Source organism: Nostoc sp. FACHB-152 (genome assembly GCF_014697475.1).
Lineage (GTDB): Bacteria > Cyanobacteriota > Cyanobacteriia > Cyanobacteriales > Nostocaceae > Nostoc_B.
On sequence record NZ_JACJRV010000101.1, the window covers coordinates 1 to 18,845 of the forward strand.

Annotated in this window: 17 protein-coding genes, 1 pseudogene and 1 riboswitch; of the genes and pseudogenes, 9 read left to right on the top strand and 9 right to left on the bottom strand. The window is 38.8% G+C overall.

Annotation, left to right across the window (positions count from 1 at the left end):
- A pseudogene (locus tag H6G76_RS32525) lies at window positions 1-290 on the bottom strand (hypothetical protein); the annotation flags it as partial.
- A 490-nt stretch (window positions 291-780) separates the two neighbouring features.
- On the opposite strand from H6G76_RS32525, the gene H6G76_RS32530 reads away from it, so the two are divergent.
- Window positions 781-954 (top strand): hypothetical protein, encoded by a 174-nt coding sequence (locus H6G76_RS32530; protein WP_190710093.1) that lies wholly within the window; start codon window positions 781-783, stop codon window positions 952-954.
- A gap of 329 nt (window positions 955-1,283) precedes the next feature.
- Here H6G76_RS32530 and H6G76_RS32535 read toward each other — a convergent pair whose 3' ends face one another.
- Complete coding sequence (locus H6G76_RS32535) at window positions 1,284-2,336, bottom strand: mevalonate kinase (RefSeq protein ID WP_190710096.1); 1,053 nt, start codon at window positions 2,334-2,336, stop codon at window positions 1,284-1,286.
- A 186-nt stretch (window positions 2,337-2,522) separates the two neighbouring features.
- Window positions 2,523-3,398, bottom strand: a complete 876-nt coding sequence (locus H6G76_RS32540) for a GNAT family N-acetyltransferase (RefSeq protein ID WP_190710097.1) — start codon at window positions 3,396-3,398, stop codon at window positions 2,523-2,525.
- Between the two features lie 171 nt (window positions 3,399-3,569).
- On the opposite strand from H6G76_RS32540, the gene H6G76_RS32545 reads away from it, so the two are divergent.
- Window positions 3,570-4,154 (top strand): hypothetical protein, encoded by a 585-nt coding sequence (locus H6G76_RS32545; protein WP_190710099.1) that lies wholly within the window; start codon window positions 3,570-3,572, stop codon window positions 4,152-4,154.
- A gap of 59 nt (window positions 4,155-4,213) precedes the next feature.
- On the opposite strand, the gene H6G76_RS32550 is transcribed toward H6G76_RS32545, so the two are convergent.
- Complete coding sequence (locus tag H6G76_RS32550) at window positions 4,214-5,155, bottom strand: N-acetylmuramoyl-L-alanine amidase (protein ID WP_190710101.1); 942 nt, start codon at window positions 5,153-5,155, stop codon at window positions 4,214-4,216.
- A gap of 582 nt (window positions 5,156-5,737) precedes the next feature.
- On the opposite strand from H6G76_RS32550, the gene H6G76_RS32555 reads away from it, so the two are divergent.
- Together H6G76_RS32555 and H6G76_RS32560 are read left to right on the top strand one after the other, a co-directional pair.
- Window positions 5,738-7,876 (top strand): hypothetical protein, encoded by a 2,139-nt coding sequence (locus tag H6G76_RS32555; protein WP_190710102.1) that lies wholly within the window; start codon window positions 5,738-5,740, stop codon window positions 7,874-7,876.
- A gap of 20 nt (window positions 7,877-7,896) precedes the next feature.
- Window positions 7,897-8,193, top strand: coding sequence for a hypothetical protein (locus H6G76_RS32560; RefSeq protein ID WP_190710104.1), 297 nt, complete (start codon window positions 7,897-7,899; stop codon window positions 8,191-8,193).
- A 91-nt stretch (window positions 8,194-8,284) separates the two neighbouring features.
- Here H6G76_RS32560 and H6G76_RS32565 read toward each other — a convergent pair whose 3' ends face one another.
- Window positions 8,285-8,425, bottom strand: a complete 141-nt coding sequence (locus H6G76_RS32565; protein ID WP_190710106.1) for a hypothetical protein — start codon at window positions 8,423-8,425, stop codon at window positions 8,285-8,287.
- Window positions 8,426-8,543: 118 nt separating this feature from the next.
- Window positions 8,544-8,705: riboswitch (cobalamin riboswitch) on the top strand.
- A gap of 22 nt (window positions 8,706-8,727) precedes the next feature.
- Here H6G76_RS32565 and H6G76_RS32570 point away from each other — a divergent pair.
- Window positions 8,728-9,156, top strand: a complete 429-nt coding sequence (locus tag H6G76_RS32570; protein WP_190710108.1) for a DUF1636 domain-containing protein — start codon at window positions 8,728-8,730, stop codon at window positions 9,154-9,156.
- 76 nt (window positions 9,157-9,232) lie between these two features.
- Complete coding sequence (locus tag H6G76_RS32575; protein ID WP_190710110.1) at window positions 9,233-9,976, top strand: cobalt-precorrin-6A reductase; 744 nt, start codon at window positions 9,233-9,235, stop codon at window positions 9,974-9,976.
- A gap of 71 nt (window positions 9,977-10,047) precedes the next feature.
- Here H6G76_RS32575 and dprA read toward each other — a convergent pair whose 3' ends face one another.
- Entirely contained in the window at window positions 10,048-11,163 is a 1,116-nt protein-coding gene (gene dprA / locus H6G76_RS32580) for a DNA-processing protein DprA (RefSeq protein WP_190710112.1), read from the bottom strand.
- Between the two features lie 190 nt (window positions 11,164-11,353).
- Here dprA and H6G76_RS32585 point away from each other — a divergent pair, with 190 nt between their 5' ends.
- Together H6G76_RS32585 and H6G76_RS32590 are read left to right on the top strand one after the other, a co-directional pair.
- The gene (locus H6G76_RS32585; RefSeq protein ID WP_190710114.1) at window positions 11,354-12,466 is read left to right on the top strand and encodes a phosphotransferase enzyme family protein; all 1,113 of its coding nucleotides are present in this window, start codon (window positions 11,354-11,356) and stop codon (window positions 12,464-12,466) included.
- Entirely contained in the window at window positions 12,463-12,999 is a 537-nt protein-coding gene (locus H6G76_RS32590) for a DOMON-like domain-containing protein (protein ID WP_190710116.1), read from the top strand. Before H6G76_RS32585 ends, H6G76_RS32590 begins: the two co-directional genes overlap by 4 nt.
- A 33-nt stretch (window positions 13,000-13,032) precedes the next feature.
- On the opposite strand, the gene H6G76_RS32595 is transcribed toward H6G76_RS32590, so the two are convergent.
- The 3 genes from H6G76_RS32595 to crtW form a co-directional block, all read right to left on the bottom strand.
- Entirely contained in the window at window positions 13,033-13,464 is a 432-nt protein-coding gene (locus tag H6G76_RS32595; protein ID WP_190710118.1) for a DUF4142 domain-containing protein, read from the bottom strand.
- Window positions 13,465-13,821: 357 nt separating this feature from the next.
- Window positions 13,822-15,768, bottom strand: a complete 1,947-nt coding sequence (locus H6G76_RS32600; RefSeq protein ID WP_190710125.1) for an APC family permease — start codon at window positions 15,766-15,768, stop codon at window positions 13,822-13,824.
- Window positions 15,769-16,464: 696 nt separating this feature from the next.
- Complete coding sequence (crtW, locus tag H6G76_RS32605; RefSeq protein WP_190710120.1) at window positions 16,465-17,256, bottom strand: beta-carotene ketolase CrtW; 792 nt, start codon at window positions 17,254-17,256, stop codon at window positions 16,465-16,467.
- Between the two features lie 1,106 nt (window positions 17,257-18,362).
- Between crtW and H6G76_RS32610 the strand changes: the two genes are divergently transcribed.
- The gene (locus tag H6G76_RS32610) at window positions 18,363-18,749 is read left to right on the top strand and encodes an SGNH/GDSL hydrolase family protein (protein ID WP_190710122.1); all 387 of its coding nucleotides are present in this window, start codon (window positions 18,363-18,365) and stop codon (window positions 18,747-18,749) included.
- Window positions 18,750-18,845: the final 96 nt, after the last annotated feature.

Sequence of the window (18,845 nt, forward strand, 5' to 3'; positions counted from 1 at the left end):
GTTTCATTTTCTTCGTTTAAAACTGTGTAATCGTTTTCATCTACTTCTAAGTTAAAAGCACTAAAACATAATTTCAAAGTTTTGTGATCGACACTGGCACTCAAAGACCACAATCGACTTAGGGTTTTAGTGGAAACATTGATTTGTCTGCTCAATTGTTCTAGAGTTAAGCGATTACCTTTATTTTCAACTATTTCCCACGATAAAATTGCTGCCTGTAATCTTTGCAGTCCCATAGGAGTTAGTACAACTCCACGTCTTCTTTTCGTTTTAGCTTGGTGTAGTTCCATAGGTTTTGTAGCAGTAACATTTTGTAGATGCAAAGTTTACTAACCGGATTTTAAATTTTAGTTACGCCGAGACATTATAGGGAACTATTCATTAGATATCAGTGTTCGCACTAAAATAATTTAGTACGGATAATATGTATGAGAAAATGTGGCGAAACAAGATATAAAATTGAATTTTTATATCTCTTGGGCTTTAAGTCAGTACCTCTCCAGAACTGGTACTTAACAATATTCAAGCTATTTCAATTTTTGTTTAGCTACAATTTTCCAAGTTTAATTTATGTATTTAGGTCAGATTCTGCTGTTTTTGATAGTTTTACATTTAAATATGCAAAGGTCATTCTGACTGAGAACAGCTAGTATGTAAGTTAATAAATTATTTAGACTTCTCAACAGTCTTTCCTCAATTCATCCCTACCAAACTACCAGACAAAAATAAGAAACTTATAAGGACGTGATCACGACTGATAATTTTCTTGAAGAAAAAATCATGGCTGTCTCTTCCCCTATTCCCCACAGCCCGCCACAACGGGGTTTGGTCAATTTATTTAATTTTTGTAAAGGTTCCGAAATTTTGGATAGCAATCGTGGATCTCTAAATAACCTAGTTTCTTGCCTGCGATCGCGCTTACTCTTGGACGTGCGATTGCTTTTTACTTTTTGAGCAGTCCTATACAGCCATACCGAAGTATTTCTAAGTTTTGTATAATTACACGATTGCATCGCAGGCAAATCAAGATTCAATCATACCTTTCGGTTAAGAGATCTCTTCGTTGAGGCACTTCTAAGGACGAAGGGGCAGAGAGAGGCGCAGGGGAGAGGTTTGTTCATTCTCCCTATTCCCCCCCTCCCTTGCTTACCTTCTTCTAAAGGAGACGCTACGCGAACACGAGTAAATTCCTGATCCGAAAAGTATTGGGGCAGAGAGAAATTATCTGTATCATTTATTTGGTGAAATGGGATAACGCTTTTTGTTCTCAGTTAAGGAAATCATCACGATAGTGTTGAAATAGTTAACTGTAACGCTTGCATTTGCGGAAAATCTCGCTGAATAACTTTGATCGCTTGTCTTTGACTCTCTTGATTTTTAACAATCAGTTGTGCAGTGCCATCACCCTGAGAACCCACGCCTTTTCCTCCAAAGATATAAGGTTGAAGAGGCTCATGATTAAGTAGGAGATGCAATTTGTTTGCAGTTAATTGAGAAGGGCAAGCCGGAACTATGTGCTGATCAAATTCAGCTTGGGCTTTTGTCATTAACGTTCCTAGAAATTGGGCATCTCCGAGTTGTATTGCTTCAACTGCTGCTAGGGTAATTTTCGCGCTAATAGAACCTAAATATTTTTGGACATTTTGCTTGACTGTATTAGTAGCGAAAGGATAACACTCATTCAATCGTCTGAGGATTTCTTGTGTATTTTTGCTACCAGCGAGATCGACAATCACAAAATACAAATCTTGGCTAACTTTTAACTCGTAATGGTCAACTTGTTCACCATCAAATATCATCAAGATGGGGCGATTTCCATAAGCACAAGCTTGATCCATCCGACCACAAAGACTAGGAGTAGTTCTTTCTCCCAGGTATGCTAATTCCATTTCTTCACCAATTGTCATCTTCAAGTCATACAAACGATTAAATGCCCTTGCTATGAGAACGCAAAAGGCAGCACTTGAAGATAATCCCTTTTGAATGGGTAAGTCGGTTAAATAATTATCAACCTCAAGTCCACCCACACCATAGCGAGTCACAAATTGATAAGCTGTTCCAGCAGCGTAACTAAAAAAACCACCCTCTTGCGCTACGCATTTGAGGGTATGAGATTCCATAGGTAATCTAAACGTTTCATAACGCCTACCATCATTGAGAGAAGCATGAATAATTAACTCCGTCGGATGAGGCTTGATATCGGCATAAATTCCTTGATTAGTACCCACAATTAAGGTGTAACCCTTTTCAATTTCAGGATTAATCCGGCGATATTCTCCCGCCCAGTCGCTGTGTTCTCCAAACAAACAAAGACGGCCGGGAACAAAAATTCTCATTTTAGTTTCCTATTTTTTGATACAGTGATGCTGTTTTGAAAGCTAGCATCTTTAATGTCCCAGGTATCTGTTTTCTAACTAAAATTGGAGTCTATAGCAACCCATGTAGGAGATTCAAACAAATCTATTGCCTATAGCCTATTATCTGCCTCCACAAGTAATTTATAAATCAATAAGATTGCTATATCAACAACGTCCAGAACGCGGTAGCATAAGTTTTTGTCCTTCGGCGGCAAATTTACCACGTACCATCAACACTGTATCTTCTAGTTGGTAGGGCAAAGCTTGGATATTATCTAATTCCAGCCTGTCCGGGGTAAAGTAGATGAATACCTGTGTAATTATGTCTGGGATGCGGGAAAGTATTTCTTTTAAGGGTGGTATGTGCGTTGCCACTATGTCAAAAAGATGCAATGTATTATCTTCTATATTCATGCAGGTAATTAAATCTAAATCTGCTGCATAACTTAAAATTCTACTGCCTTCATTGAAGCAGAATACAGGTTTTTCGTTAACAATTCCCACAATATGAGAAACAGGCGATCGCGTCTCTAGTAATCTGTGTAATAATTCTACATCCTGGCGATCGGCAGTATTTAAAACTCGAAAGCCGTTGCTACTAGCTGGTGATTTGACCTGAGTTTGAAATCTGTATTCTGGGATAACGCGAAAGCCAAAAGGCGTATAAAATTCTGGGTTTGGTGTTGTTAATATAAGAGTTTGGTAGAGTTGGTCACAGTAGCTTAATACTTCTTCCATGACTTTTCGGTAATAGCCTTGTCTGCGGAATTCCGGATGCGTTGCTACTCCATGAATGCCTCCCACTGTCGTCAAACTATTCATGATTTGCATGGGTATTTCTAAAACTCCTACATGGCTAATAGCTATGTCATTATGAAAGTAGATAAAGGGTGTAGAAGCACTTTCCCAAGACGCGCCTAGTTTTTTAATTTCTTCTGCTACATCTGTTATTCCCGAAAACACAATTTCTAGCAAATCAAACATTTGCTGACTTACATTAGAGTCTGCCGTAAATGACCGTTTAAAGCGATACTGGGTCATAACTCTATAATGAGTAATTACTATATTACAGATACTACATTAATATATAATTGAGGTCAAAGTGCAAATACAAAGTAATGTGTCAATTTGTATATAATATTTGCGAAACCACTGGTAAATTAGCTGTTTTGGGATGAATAAGGCAATCAACTTTGTGGTTTTTACTGGCAAATGCAGTATCCTCTAGAACTTACATTCAAATTTTGGGCATTAGCACCGCAAATTTCTGTTGTGAATGCTCAAGGTAACTTAGCTTTTTACGTCAAACAGAAGCTTTTTAAGCTCAAAGAAGCGATTACAATTTTTGCTGATACTGAGCAAACACAACCCTTATACTACATCAAAGCCGATCGCATTATTGACTTTTCGGCTCGCTATGAGTTCAGTGATAGTAATGGTGCAAACATCGGTGCAGTCAAACGTCGGGGTTTAAAATCTCTGTGGCGGGCGCGTTATGACATATTTGATGGTGACAGCACATATTTAACTATCCAAGAGAAAAATCCTTGGGTAAAAATTGCTGATGCTTTATTTGCCGAAATTCCGATTGTAGGGATGTTTACTGGTTATGTATTTAATCCTATCTATTTGGTGAGTCGGGCTGATGGTAATGTGGTAATGCGTCTAGAAAAAATTCCTTCTTTCTTATCTAGAAAATTTACCATCAAAGCCGTCGATAAAATTAGCGATCGCGAAGAGCAACAGATTTTGTTAAGTTTAATTATGATGCTCCTGTTAGAAAAGAATCGCGGTTAGTACGAGCAATCAGAAGAAAATTAGTAATTTCCAATTTTCTTCTGACTACATTCATCAAGCTAACCAATTAATTTTAGCCAAGTATTTGGCCCAACAATACCATCAGCAGTTAAACCATTTTGCTGTTGAAATTTTTTCATTGCTGCTTCTGTTTGTGGCCCGTAAACACCATCATTATCGACACCTATACGGTATTGTAGATATCTGACAACTGTTCCACCAGCATGATTTGGTCTAATAATGCGTTTAGCCAAAATCAAATTTAATGCATTCCATGTAGCTGTATTAGCGACTCCAGATGATGCAATACCAACAATTTTTTGAAAGTTTTCTACAGCCGAACTTGTAGCGTCACCCAAGACATTATCTTCTACTAAAGGCTTATTATCTTTGTCGGTAATTTTTAACCGATTTAAAGCTTTTTGTAGCCTTAATGTCGTAGTATCAACATTTCCCTCTTCATCAGGCACAGGGTTCACAGGAGATGTTGGTAATTGACCAGTTAAACCTTTGACAATTGCATTAGCTAGGGCTTCGGGATTATATAAATTTATATCCTTTTGAGAATCCACAAAGCAACCTTCTACAAGAATTGCTGGCATATTAGTATTTCTCAGCACAAATAAGTGAGAACCACTTTTTACACCCCGATTAAAAAAGCCTAATTTGACAATTTCATCTAATACAGGTTTTGCATATTTTCTACTGGTATCACTTCCTGCAAATACTTCTGTACCATTGGCTTGTCCATTAAAAGAATTAAAATGGATGGATACATAAAGCTCAACTCTATTAGCATTCGCTTTATTTACTCTTTGTGACAAAGAATCTTTAACTGAACTAGCACTTTGTGGTTTACATAGGATAACTTCGTGACCTAAGGATTTAAGTTTTTCGATAACTCTAGTGCCTACATCTAAAGTTAAATTATCTTCAACTTTTATCCCTCTAGCACCAGTATCAGGAGGACAATTGTGTCCAATATCAATTGCAAATTTCATGCGATAACCCTTGACTTTACTTGATAATAATTTAGAGTTAGGAGGAGCTAAAATTGATTTTTAAATCTTGGCTATTTAATCAATATATTATATTTTATAAAGCCTAGTTAGTTACTGTTATTCTAACAAACGGTAATCGTTATTTTTCTAATTTATCAACTTCAATAAAATTGTAATAATTTATTAATTTTTTTTGAATAAAAAATCTAAGCTCACTTCTCAAACTATAGATGTCGTAGTGTTGGTTTACTAGGTCTGATTTCTGAATCCTCCCTGAGAGATATCTACACTTCTTTTTGCTAGCCTGCCTCATATGGTTTTAGCAAAACAGACTAAGAATAGCACTTAATAGGGAACAGGTAACAGGTAATACCGTTTCACTTTAAGTTTGATACAAATAGGCCGCTCTGCTGCAGGGGAGCAGAAGAGCAGAGGAGAAATTATTTGGATCATTTATTTCGTGAAATAGTATAACAGCCCAGTGAAAGGTATTTTGGTGTTTAAGTTTTATCATCTACCGATGTCCTAACTACCTTGGCTATTGCTATAACCGACACAACCTAAATTAATTGTTATATCACAATGATTTTCCACCAAACCAGGCGATCGCTGCTCAAACCAATTATCCAATTTATCTTAACTAGCTTACTGGTGTGTTGGTTTGTAGTTTTTGGTTCTGGGGTAAACGCCATAACTACGGGATACTTAACCGAACAAGGGGAATTGTTTCGCCAAGCACTAGCGGCTGCTAAATTAACGCCCGATGATCTCAAAATAGATCAGGCAGATATGGCACTCTGGGGCGGTGATAAGTACCGATTTAAAATGCTGGATCTGTTTTTTGAAAATCCTTGGAAAATTAGTAGTTACACCCGTACCAGCAGCAAAGACCTGTTGGCAGCTAAATCTAATTTAGCGTTCTTGGCCTTTAACGCCCATCGAAGAATTAATGCAGGGGCTAACCCTTCATTAAGCCAAGATTTATTAACAAAATACCAGCAGCAAGTCAAAAAACAGGGTGATGATGCCTTAGCTGTGAGTTTGAGCCAATTAACGGGCAATTCTGCTGATAGCTTTAAAAACAAGCAATACCAAGCCTTGCCATCACAGTTACGTGCTGAGGTGGCGCAGTTTTTATTGGCAATACCTGATGTGCTGCGTTACAGAGAATTGGGACTTTTGCGATCGCTTAACAAATTACAATTAGATGCAGATACAACTTACACTGATGTAATTGGCTACATCATGCAGACTGTCAACCAAGACGCTGCACAAGCAAAAAAAGAGACCCCAGAACAAGTACTCTTAATAGAATCTCTGCTAGATAATGTTGATTTTAAATTGCTAAATACAGGAGCTATTTTAGCTATCAGTGCGACTCAGAACTTGCAAAATCAATTAAGTCAACTCAATCTGAGTTCCTTGTTAGGTGATGAGGAATATACAGTAGATACACCCCAAGGCAAAATTATTATCAATGGTAAAGGCGATCGCGTCTATCCCCCTGGCGATTATTTACTGATAGTCGATGTTGCAGGTAACGATACTTACTCTGGTGGTGCAGCAACGCGAAATATTAGCCACGGTGTCAGCGTCATTATTGATTTGGCTGGCAATGATAAATACTCTAGTCCACCTGGAACAGTGCCGAGTTTTGGCGCAGGTGTCTTCGGCTATGGAATGCTGATGGATATGCAAGGTAATGATACTTACGAGGCAGAGTACTTTAGCCAAGGCATCGGAATTTTTGGTACAGGCATTCTTTACGACGCACAAGGCCAAGACAGCTATCAAGGTATTGGGAACTTGCAAGGTAGCGGGAGTTTTGGCACAGGAATGCTGATAGATAATAGCGGCAGCGATCGCTATTCTTTATATAGATATGGTCAAGGCTACGGTTTTACTAAAGGAGTCGGGCTACTGCTAGACGCGGAAGGTGATGATCATTACATCGGCATGGAAGATAAATATCCCAACGGTGGCCCCTTCGGGACAGACAAACACGTGCATTTTGCCCAAGGTGCTGCCTATGGTAGACGTGCAGACCAAAGTGATGGTCATAGTTGGGCTGGTGGTATTGGGATGTTAATAGATGGTACGGGCAATGACCGCTATGAATGCGATGTGTACTGCCAAGGTACAGGATACTGGTATAGCTTAGGGATGTTCGTAGACAAAAGCGGCGATGATTACCATCGTAGCGGAGTTTATAGCTTGGGAGGTTCACCACATTTTGCTATTGGTATATATCAAGATGATAGCGGGAGCGATCGCTATAACGTCAGAATTTCGCAAAGCTTAGGTCAAGGTCGTGACTGGAGTATAGGCTGGTTTGAAGACAGTGCTGGCAACGACCAGTATTTAGGACATCATGGAATATTAGGTAGTGCAGATGTCAATGGCATTGGCGTTTTCTGGGATAAGAAAGGTGATGATACTTATCTGTCTTTTGCGGAACCAGCTTATGGGCAATCTTTCGTTGAGAGTCCATCTGGCTTGCGAGAACTGATGTTCAGCTTAGGCTTATTTGTTGATGGTGGTGGAAAAGATAAGTACTTATTAGTCCCAGAAAAGTACAATCAAACCAAGTTGGAGGAATTAGATATAAATCCAAAAAATTTCGTAACTAACCCAGTTGCCGGAAATAACCGGGTTTGGTGCCGTCCTTCAATCCCGCGTAATGTTAAAAGGGCCTACGGTTGCGGTATAGATGCAGAGTAGAGAAATTGTATTTAATTCAGATGAAATATTTTGTTCTAGTGCTGCTACTCATCCTCTCAAATTTTTTCCCCTCCCCAGCTTATGCATCTTCTATCTGCCGAAATTACGACGGCCACCAAGTTTGTATCCTTAGTATTAACCGCAGTGCCAAAAATTATTGGGAATATAGGGCAATAATTAGTGTAGATGGCGTAAAACGTCCCTTAGAGGTGTATGATTGCCGTCAAAAAATTAGAATTCAACAAGATGGGACTGTTTTACCCTTAAAAAACAAAGACCCTGGCCAGTTAATCTGCACCTTTTTTAAGAAAAACTGACCAAGCCAAGCCATACTTTAAGGAAATGCGCTGCATTTTTATAACATCGACCTGTAATAGAATTGCGGCATTTCCCTGTTCCCTTTTTATATTATTTTTTTTGTGCTGCAAACACGCACCCAATGATGAATACTGTAAATCCCACATAACTCAGTACAGTTACCCATTCTTGCCAACTACCCGATGTATTCATCTGTAAAACAACAAATTCTCCTTTATTATTTTGAGACAAAACGAAATGATCCTGACACAATCTCCGCGTAACTTTGCGCTTACCTCTGCGCCACTTTGCGTTAAAAACTAGGATTTGGCACAGCTTCACACAAAAACGGTATTAGATTATCAATGATATGATGTATGGGCTATTCGGTTTTGGTGGAGATCAGCCACCAAAGGTAACGGGGAAAGCGCGGTGAAAATCCGTCACTGTCCCGCAACTGTGAAGGTAAAGTAAAAGATAATTCCTTTTAACTTTCCAAGTCAGGATGCCCGCCGAAGTATACGTTTTTTTTTCAACAAATCTGCGAGGTACGGATGACTGCTGCCCATACTGCTGTTAATACTAATTCTTCGAGTGTTGCTGAACACACTCATACTTTATTTGTTTGTAAAACCTGTGCTAGTGTTTGGCAAGATGGTAAACGCGTAGGTGAAAGTGGTGGTCAAAAATTATTACACCAGATTCAACAACTAGCTCAAGATTGGGAGTTGCGAGAAGAATTTCCGATCCAAGAAGTTGAATGTATGAGTGCTTGCAACCGTTCTTGTGTAGTCGCATTTGCAGCTAAAGATAAGTTAACTTATCTGTTCGGTGATTTAGATGCTGATAGTAGTGCCGCTATATTAGAATGTGCTAGTCAATACTACACCAAACCAGAGGGTTTATTGCCTTGGTCAGAACGACCCGAACCTTTAAAAAAAGGAATTTTGGCGAAAATTCCTCCTATTCCTACAATTAATTAAATATAAAGGAATCCGGTTTGATTACTGAAAGTACCTGTATGGTCAGGCAATAGGCAACAGTAAAGAAAGTAGGTAAATGCGTGTTTTGATTCTGGGTGGAACCGGAGAGGCTGCGGCACTAGCAGCCAGAGTTGCAACTATACCAGGAATTGAGGCGATCGCATCTTTAGCAGGTCGTACCCGTGAACCTTCAATGCCATTGGGAAATGTGCGAATTGGGGGTTTTGGTGGTGTGTCTGGCTTAGTTACATATCTGCGTCAAATGCAGATTGATATATTAATTGATGCGACTCACCCCTTTGCTAATCAAATATCCTTCAATGCGGCGGCGGCGGCGCATGAAGTCGGAATACCGCGATTGATGTTAATTCGTCCGCCTTGGGAGAAAATAGAAGGCGATCGCTGGATGGAAGTAGACAGTAATACTACCGCCGCCGCAGTTTTGGAAAACCAAGCCAAACGGGTATTTTTAACCGTTGGTAGACAAGAACTCGCCGTCTTTGCACACTTAAAAGATATTTGGTTCCTGATGCGGATGATTGACCCTCCGGGTGAAGATGCTTTAGTGCCACCAGGGGTGATATTGTGCGATCGCGGCCCGTTTGCTTTAGATAACGAAAAAGAAATTTTAATTCAACACAACATTGATACCATCGTCAGCAAAAACAGTGGTGGTGATGCAACCTACGCCAAGATTATCGCCGCGAGGGAACTAGGTGTGCAGGTTGTCATGGTCAACCGTCCAGCAATACCAGCAGGGGAAAAAGTTCCAGACATTGATAGTGTTGTGGCATGGTTGCGAGAAAAACTACCCAGTTAATTCAGAATAAAATTAAGAAGCAATGGTTGAAGGTGCGACACATGACCCATACTCATCAGACTCACGTTTGATTAACTTTTCTGATACCGCATTCCTGGAAGTTGCGAGATTAAACCCATTAGTTCTAACTGTAATAAAACACTAGACACAGAACTAGCCGGACTACCTGTTTTCTGGACAATAGCATCAAAAGATAGAATATCACAGGCGATCGCATCGATGACTTGTTGCATTTGAGGCGGTAACGTAGGCGTTAACTGTTCTGGGGTAGGAGAAGTTGTAACAGCATCTAGTTGTGGTACTGCGCCTAACATGGTTAACAGTTCATCTAATTCTCTAAAAATTATCGACGCACCTTGAGAAAGCAACTTTAAACAACCTTGAGATGGATAATCGTCTAATCTCCCAGGTAAGGCATAAACATCTCTACCAAAATCGTTAGCATAGGTAGCTGTAATCAACGCACCAGATTTTAAAGGGGCTTCCATCACTAAAATAGCGCGGCTTAAACCAGCAATAATTCGATTGCGACGGGGGAAATTTTTGCGATCTGGTGGGGTTTTAGCAGAATATTCACTCAACACTAATCCTGCATTTAAAATTTGCTTGTATAAATCTCGATTTTTGTGGGGATAGATAACATCAACACCTGTACCTAAAACCGCTAGTGTTCTGCCGCCAGCTTTGATAGTAGCACTGTGCGCTTCTGTATCTATTCCCTCAGCCATTCCGGAAACAACTGTAAAACCATTTTTAGCTAAAGCTGTGCTAATTTGACGAGTCCAACGGATACCATACTCGGAAGGTTGACGAGTTCCGACAATGCCAACTAGTGGTTTTTGTCCGAGATTTTCTGTTAAATTAACGTCACCCCGGTAGTACAAAATTGGGGGAGGACTGGGTGTTTCTAGTAATAAGCGGGGATACTCTGCATCTGCTGGTGTCCAAAAATGGGAGTTTTCTTGCTGGTGTTGGCCCAGTAGCTGTTCTGGATGTAAACGCGATCGCTCTTTGATTAATTTTTCTATAGTTTGTAAACCAAAACCTTCAACTTCGGCTAATTCAGCTTTACCCGCTTGCCAAGCCGTCGATAAATTACCAAAATGCTGTTGCAACCGTCGCAGTAAAACCGGGCCAATCCCAGAAATTTGTGACCAAGCTACCCAATACGCCCGTTCTTCTACCACTGATTTCTCCTCGCACCCACTGGGTTGAGTATTCCCAAATTAAAGGCAATAGGTAATAGGCAATAGCAAAGAAGGCGGGTAACAATTCCTATATATATTTTGTTACAACACTTATTTCTACAACCCCTTGCGCTACTATGTCTCCTATTGCCTTTGGGCAATATATGGGAGGAGTAGGTATAACATCAATATGACTAGCACTACACAAGTTGCCGAAAATTTAGTTACCATTGCTGATCAATTTGCGCTTCAGGGTAAGGTGAGAAGTGTTGCAGCATTTGGTAGTGGCAATATTAATGATACTTTTTTAGTAACTCTCGACTCAGTAATAAAATCACATTTTGTTCTGCAACGCATCAATACACAGGTATTTCGTCAGCCGCAACTGATTATGCAGAATATGCGGATTTATAGCGATCATGTTTATCAGCGTTTGCAACACGCACCCTTGAATCGTCGCTGGGAAGTGCCACGGGTATTGTCAACACAAGACTCTCAAGATTATTACATTAATGCCGATGGCTGTTTTTGGCGAGCCATTAGTTATATTCAAGGCTCACAGTCTTTCGATACGATGCAAAATATCGAATATGCGAAAGAAATTGGTTATGCCTTGGGGATGTTTCATAATTTGATCAGCGATTTACCGCCAGAAAAACTCGCTGACACTCTTGTAGGTTTCCACATAACACCGCTTTACTTACGGCATTATGAAGAAGTGTTAGCAAAAACTAAGGTACAACCTTCCCCAGAAGTTAATTATTGCTTGCAGTTTGTCAGCGATCGCACTTCTTTCGCCCATATTCTCGAAAATGCCAAAGCTGAAGGTAAACTACCACTCCGCTTGATGCATGGCGACCCCAAAATTAATAATGTCATGTTTGACACTCAGACTCAAAAAGCTGTCAGCGTGATTGATTTGGATACTGTCAAGCCTGGATTAGTACATTACGACATTGGCGACTGTTTGCGATCGGGTTGTAATCCGGCGGGTGAAGAAACTGAGCAATGGGACAGTGTTTATTTTGATACTGATTTGTGCCAGGGAATTTTACAAGGTTATCTGGCAGTAGCTAAGGCATTTCTCACCGAAAATGATTACGCGTATATGTATGATGGCATTCGTTTGATTGCCTTTGAATTAGGACTGCGATTTTTTGCTGATTACTTAGCCGGGAATGTCTATTTTAAAGTCAAGCACCCAGAACATAACTTAGCAAGAGCGATCGTTCAGTTTAAGCTGACAGAAAGTATCGAATCTCAAGAAACTCAGATTCGCAAAATCATTCAGGATATGAAATGAACGAGCAATTATTTTCTCTACAACCATTCCCTTCTGAAAACTTGCCACCTAATGTGCAAATTACAGGCACTATTTCTCGTAATCATCATCAACTAGCTATTAGTTACAAGCTACTTGGGGAATTAACAGAAATTGCTATTGCTTCGCCTTCAGATACGCCAAGCCGAAAACATGAACTATGGCAAGATACTTGTTTTGAGTTGTTTATTGGCATTAAAAACTCTGAACGTTATTGGGAATTCAATCTCTCTCCCTCTGGAGATTGGAATGTCTATCGTTTTGATGGCTATAGACAAGGAATGCAAGAGGAAACAGCGTTTACTAAGTTGCCATTTTGTGTTGAACAATCTGATATTTTCTCCCTGACATTGGATGTAGATTTGGATAAAATCATCTCTACAAACCAAGGTATTGAAGTAGCAATTACTACTGTAGTTAAACAAAAAAACAGTCTAGTAAGTTATTGGGCATTAGCTCATAAAGGTACTAAACCTGATTTTCACTTACGAAATAGTTTTGTAATTGAATTTTGAAGGATAGCAACCCTATTGCCTATTGCCTATTGCCTACTGATTAGATGCCGCTAAAAGGCGATTGCCCATTTCTAAATATCTCTGAGTGACAGGTATATTTTTGGTAGCAAATCCTTGCAAGTCTGCATCTTGTCCTAATTTAGTTTGACGACGCTGCACAACCAAAAATTCCATGTGTAAGTTAATACCAGCTTCATTTTTATAAGCTCGGTCAAAGTCTGCACCAGAAAGTTGTGATATTCTAGCGATCGCAGCTTGATATTTAGGGCCTAAAGCAGTTGGTGGTTTTAGTCCTTTTTGGGTAGCTAGCTGAATTAGTTGCTGATTCACAGGTGTATGTTCTTGAATCATTTGATTAGCATACTGTCTGATTTCGTTATTTTTCGACTTTTGTAATGCTAAGTTAGCCAGTTGTATTTCTGTCAGTCCTCCCTGAGCGGATTCTGTGACATATAATCTATCCAATTGACTCAGCGCAGTTTGTGGTCTTCGCCGCCCAGGAGTTGCGCTACCATCATTCGGTCTTTGAGTAATATCTTAATTAATTACTCCCGATGTTTCTGGTGAAGCTGTTGTACTAAATGAATTAGTTGTGGATGAAGCTAATGTAGAAAAAGAAATAATAACAGCAGTAAATCCAAAAATAACGATCAAATTAATCAATTTTTTAACGAAGCGAGGGTTTTGTACAGTCATGTGATTTTAGCTAATAATGCGACTAATTTGCACATTAATAGCGATCGCTAGCTGTAACTTCCATCAAACGGTGTTAAAAAGTTAAGTTTAATTGTGAGTTAGAATACAAAATACCTCATATAACTGTTAACCACCAACATGAATACCTGGACGTTTCGCTGGATTCTTTTCGGTTCGACGAATAACTTCACGGGTAACTACAGCAATATCCCCTTCACCAAATAAGATAAAACGCAGCAAATATTGTATGGGATTTCCTTCTACCCAACCGAAGTAGGCATGAGGAATTTTACCTGTTTGATCACGAATATACAGGAGTAATGCTGCGATCGCATTTGGTACGGCTGCACCTTCAGCCCGGAGAATGCGGTAATTACCAACTTGTTCGCCTTTAACTTTGATAACGTTAGCAAATTCGGAAGCATCAGATATTGTAATTTCTAAAAAGAGAATCGGGTCAGAAGGTGGAATATGGTTATCCTCACGCACCTCTTTCTCTTTTAAAAAATACTCTATTTCATCGCCCTCATTACGACGATTTGCAATCAGTCGAATTGCGCCCTGGCTTTCTTCCACAATATATTGATGAGCAGTATCATCAACTTCGATTTGTTCTACGCGCAGTTCAGTAGAACGCCAAACCCGCGAAACTAGCGAAGTAAAAATGATTGTACCGATAAAGAAAGCCGCAATTCTAATGCCTTCAGGTCGTTCAATAATATTAACAATAGTGGTATATATGAATACCAAAGTAATAATTGCAAAAATCAATTTTCCCTTGGCAGCGTTTTGGCGGTAGGCTGCCAAGGTAACAGCAAACGCAGCTGAACTAATTAATACCAACACCCCTGTTGCATAAGCTCCACCTTGGGCTTCGACATTGGCCTTAAAAATAATTGTGACTACAAAAGCGATCGCTGTATACACCAATACTAAAGGTCTGGTTAATAACGCCCAACTCGGAGCCATACCATAACGAGGTAGGTAACGAGGCACAATATTTAGCAGCCCAGCCATTGCTGATGCACCAGCAAACCACAAAATAGAAATAGTGCTTAAGTCGTAAATTGTCCCGAAGCCATTGCCTAAATGCAGGTGTGCCAAATAAGCAAGGGCGCGTCCATTAGCTTTACCCCCAGTAGCAAATTCTGCGGTTGGAATCAGAATAGTTGTCACCAAACTACTGGTGAGCAAAAAGAAGCTCATAATTACAGCCGCCGCCGTCAGTAACTTGCGGGTATTCTGAATTCTGCCTCTCGGCATTTCGGGGGTATCACTGCTGCTACCTTTTACAAGAGGCATAACGGTTACACCAGTCTCAAAGCCTGATAAACCTAAAGCCAGCCTAGGGAATAACAGGATAGCTATGCCGATAAGAACAAAAAAATTAGAATGACGTGCAAAAAGTGCTGTTTGCCAGTTGGCGATCGCCGCCGGATTTATGGCAATTTGATATAAACCAACGCTAATGACAATAAGATTTAACAGTAGATAAATCGCCACTAAAAAAACTGCAATACCAATCGCTTCTTTAAAACCTTTTAAAAAAACAAAACTTAGTAATGCAATTAAGATGAGCGTAATACCAATACCCTGATCGTGAAGCAAATGTGGAGTGAGAGGATTTTCTATAATATGGGCTGTAGCATCAGCAGCCGAGAGTGTAATTGTAATAATAAAGTCGGTTGCCACAAAACCGAGTAAGCACAACACCAATAATTTGCCTTGCCACCAAGAAAGTAAATGCTCCAACATAGCAATAGAACCTTCACCATGTGGACTTCTAGCAGCAATGCGCCGATAAATTGGCAAGGCACCAAACAGTGTCAGTAAAACCAAAATCAGAGTAGCTATCGGAGAAAGCGCGCCTGCTGCTAGTGCGGCAATTCCAGGTTGATAGCCGAGAGTAGAAAAATAATCAACACCTGTCAGACACATAACCTGCCACCAAGGATGCTGGCGGTGCGCCGTTTCCTTATGGTATGGGCCTTCCTTCTCTCTGCGGTTTTCTGCTAGCAACCAGTAAATTAACTTTTTGCGAAGCCGTTTTGTGGAAAAAGTTGGTTTAGCCATCAAATACAATTTTGTAGTAACAATCGACTGTGTAATATCTTGAGAACACAGATTATTATCAAATTCATCTTTCGTCAGCTGCGTCCATCTGGGGTATAGAAGTGTGTTGCAAACCTTCACACCTTTACATCCAGTCTCAACTGACGAAATTTGACTATTCAATACTGCCACATCAGTCTTACCTGCGGCAGTTATGTGCTTTATTATAAGGTCAATTTGTATTAGTAACTCAGTAAATATATTAGACTTATATTTTATTTCTGCAAAAAACCAGTATACCTTTATTCCTTCTTTCCAGTTCCCTGTTCTCTCCCTACACAATTAATTTTAGTAATCAAATCAGATTTTTATATAAGACTTATATTTTATTTTTGAATAAATGTCGAGCTAATTACCCTCTAGTAATGCAAACAGGGCAAATACCATCATAGTTGCCCTGATTATCCTCGTAATCTTACTTCTCTCAACAAAGAAACCATTTGTAAAGTAAATCTTAAGTAGGATGTGTTATGGCGTTAGCCTAACGTACCGCATAATACGTTGCGTTAGGTACTGTGATGGTTTCTGGGGTGACAATTCATATCAAAAGTCTGCATCTACCAAACCCTACAGTAATTTGCTTTTTAGTTAATAAATAACCTCTAAAACCGTTCATTAAATAATAAGCATTATTAATTGCCAATTAATTTTTGACAGTTAATTTAAAGAGACATCTGCATTCTTTCTGCGAACTTCCGGTAACTTCCACCAAGGGACTTGAGGATATTCATGATGTTCTTGATGGTAAACAAAATGATAGGAAGTTATGAAAGACCAAAACACAGGAAGTGCCACAGTTTGCGCGCGGTGAGGATTTGTATAACCTTCTTTTGGCTCTCGGTGTGTTAAGTAGGTGCCAAAATAAAATAATTGGATTGAACTTAAAAGCGAAGGTAAACACCAAAATAAAATTAAATTAATTGGAGATAAGTCTAAAATAAATCTTAGAAAATTAAAAATAACTGTCCATCCTACTAACTGTTTCCAAGTTCCATAATTGCCCATAAACCGAAAATACCAAGCCCAAAAATTTTTATGCTGATGATCATGAAAATCTGGGTCATGTTGGCTACTAGGATATTTATGATGTAGCCAATGCTTTTGAACTAAATCTTTATAAGAAAAAAGCCCATATAAGGTTACACAAACTGAACCAATTAAATTATTGATTTTAGGATTCTTGGTAAAAACTAACCCATGCATCGCATCATGGGCTGTAATGAATAAGCCTGCATATAAAAATGTTTGCCAAACTATACCAATACCTATCAGCCAAAAGGGAGTTTTTGATATATCTACTGTTAGCAAAATAATTAAGCTAATAGTCCATAAACTTATAATAGAGATGGCATACAATAATCCTTGATCTAATATATTTTCTTCGCTTTTTACTATCCTTATATAATTAAACTTCTTTTCTTTTAAAGGTGCTATTTTCGATTGATTCATGCCTCTACTCCATTAAAATAAATTAATTTATGTATTTTTAGCTAGATAACTATATATTCATTTATTTTTTAGGAAAACTACCAAAAAATTATAGCTTAGTATTTATATCCCGCCAATATTTAATATGATATAGTCTCTATGTTTCTATAATAGTTAGTAAATAAACAAATCCTCTCTACCTATAGTTAAAATTGAAAGATTACACTAAAGAATGATTTTATAAATTAAATCACTCTAATAAAAAAAGATTTCCGCTTGATTTAAGGTTGCGGAAATCCAAACCCCAACACTTTTGATAAATTTAAGACCTAACAGCTTTGCCAATATACCATACAGAAGTATCTTGATTGATTACTATATTAAATAAAGCAGAGTTATGCATCCATTTTTGTCGCTCAATCCGTGAAAAATAATATTGATGAGAAGAGCAAAACTGGTGTTTCCAGTCATGCCAAATCCTTGAATTATGATATCAGCAAAACCAGAATTATGCATTAATGACTTTAATTCTGTAGGTTTGATAAATTTATCCCAGTCATGAAATCCTTTTGGTATTTGATACAAAATGTTCTTTAATAGTCAAATTATTATTAATTTAAACTTAAAAGTTATATTAATTATATTAATGGTATATAGGAATCCGATTTGATTACTGAACATACTTGTGTAGCGAGGGAATAGGCAATAGACAACAGAAAATAAGGCAAGTAACAATGTACTGATTTCTTTCAAAAATCAAATACTAGTCCTATAGACTAAAAATAAACCACCAGGCTTTAAAACTCAATAAGCTTCATAAATAGCTAAAGATTTTGATGGCTGATTTTTTGGTTATATGGTTATTTTTGTAATTTAAATCCTAGTATTCTTCGCCCTGAAGATATACCTAGAAAATGCTGAGGGGAGACTTTTGTTAAGAGTTGAAGTGTTTCAGGGTAAAGTTGAGCGAAAGATATGAGATTTGGCAAAATCCACACCCAAAAGTATTCGGTTTCACTCACCCAGCCTGAGGTTAGGTTGTTAGCCTAGAGAAGCAATTAATTGCAGATGTCAGCTTTGGCTAAGACGAAAACCCTTAGTTTAGAGATTTTTTGCAAAAGAGTTTAATGCAGATAAGAAACTGGTTTTTAACAGCAGGACTAGCGTTTATAGTTTTTATTATGGTTGTACTCACAAATTCTGTTGGCAGTACTCATCCTATTACCCAACTCTATGTATTTGGCGATAGTCTTTCGGATGCAGGTATGGTATTTCAAGCAACGGGAGGGATGTATCCACCTAGTACAACATACTTTCAGGGGCGATACTCCAATGGTCGCGTTTGGATTGAGTATCTAGCCGATCGCCTGCATCTTACCACTAAGCAAACTAACAATTTTGCCTATGGCGGCGCGACTTCTGGCAACCTTAGCAGTAGTTATGTACCTAGCTTGCTGACTCAGGTTCAATCATTTACTCAGACACATCAAAAAGCTAACCCTAATGCTTTATAGAACCCATTTGACATCTTAGGAAGAACCTGCAAGCCTCTTAATCATGAGCCTGATGAAGCAGAGGTTGAGTTTGGCAGTGGCACTAGCTAGAGTTCG

Bases quoted from the DNA above. Each gene is read 5' to 3' on its own strand.
- H6G76_RS32570 (WP_190710108.1), top strand. From the start codon at position 8,728: ATGACTGCTGCCCATACTGCTGTTAATACTAATTCTTCGAGTGTTGCT.
- H6G76_RS32585 (WP_190710114.1), top strand. From the start codon at position 11,354: ATGACTAGCACTACACAAGTTGCCGAAAATTTAGTTACCATTGCTGAT.
- H6G76_RS32540 (WP_190710097.1), bottom strand. From the start codon at position 3,398: ATGACCCAGTATCGCTTTAAACGGTCATTTACGGCAGACTCTAATGTA.
- H6G76_RS32545 (WP_190710099.1), top strand. From the start codon at position 3,570: ATGCAGTATCCTCTAGAACTTACATTCAAATTTTGGGCATTAGCACCG.
- H6G76_RS32590 (WP_190710116.1), top strand. From the start codon at position 12,463: ATGAACGAGCAATTATTTTCTCTACAACCATTCCCTTCTGAAAACTTG.
- H6G76_RS32535 (WP_190710096.1), bottom strand. From the start codon at position 2,336: ATGAGAATTTTTGTTCCCGGCCGTCTTTGTTTGTTTGGAGAACACAGC.
- H6G76_RS32575 (WP_190710110.1), top strand. From the start codon at position 9,233: ATGCGTGTTTTGATTCTGGGTGGAACCGGAGAGGCTGCGGCACTAGCA.
- H6G76_RS32555 (WP_190710102.1), top strand. From the start codon at position 5,738: ATGATTTTCCACCAAACCAGGCGATCGCTGCTCAAACCAATTATCCAA.
- H6G76_RS32550 (WP_190710101.1), bottom strand. From the start codon at position 5,155: ATGAAATTTGCAATTGATATTGGACACAATTGTCCTCCTGATACTGGT.
- H6G76_RS32530 (WP_190710093.1), top strand. From the start codon at position 781: ATGGCTGTCTCTTCCCCTATTCCCCACAGCCCGCCACAACGGGGTTTG.
- crtW (WP_190710120.1), bottom strand. From the start codon at position 17,256: ATGAATCAATCGAAAATAGCACCTTTAAAAGAAAAGAAGTTTAATTAT.
- H6G76_RS32600 (WP_190710125.1), bottom strand. From the start codon at position 15,768: ATGGCTAAACCAACTTTTTCCACAAAACGGCTTCGCAAAAAGTTAATT.
- H6G76_RS32610 (WP_190710122.1), top strand. From the start codon at position 18,363: ATGCAGATAAGAAACTGGTTTTTAACAGCAGGACTAGCGTTTATAGTT.
- H6G76_RS32560 (WP_190710104.1), top strand. From the start codon at position 7,897: ATGAAATATTTTGTTCTAGTGCTGCTACTCATCCTCTCAAATTTTTTC.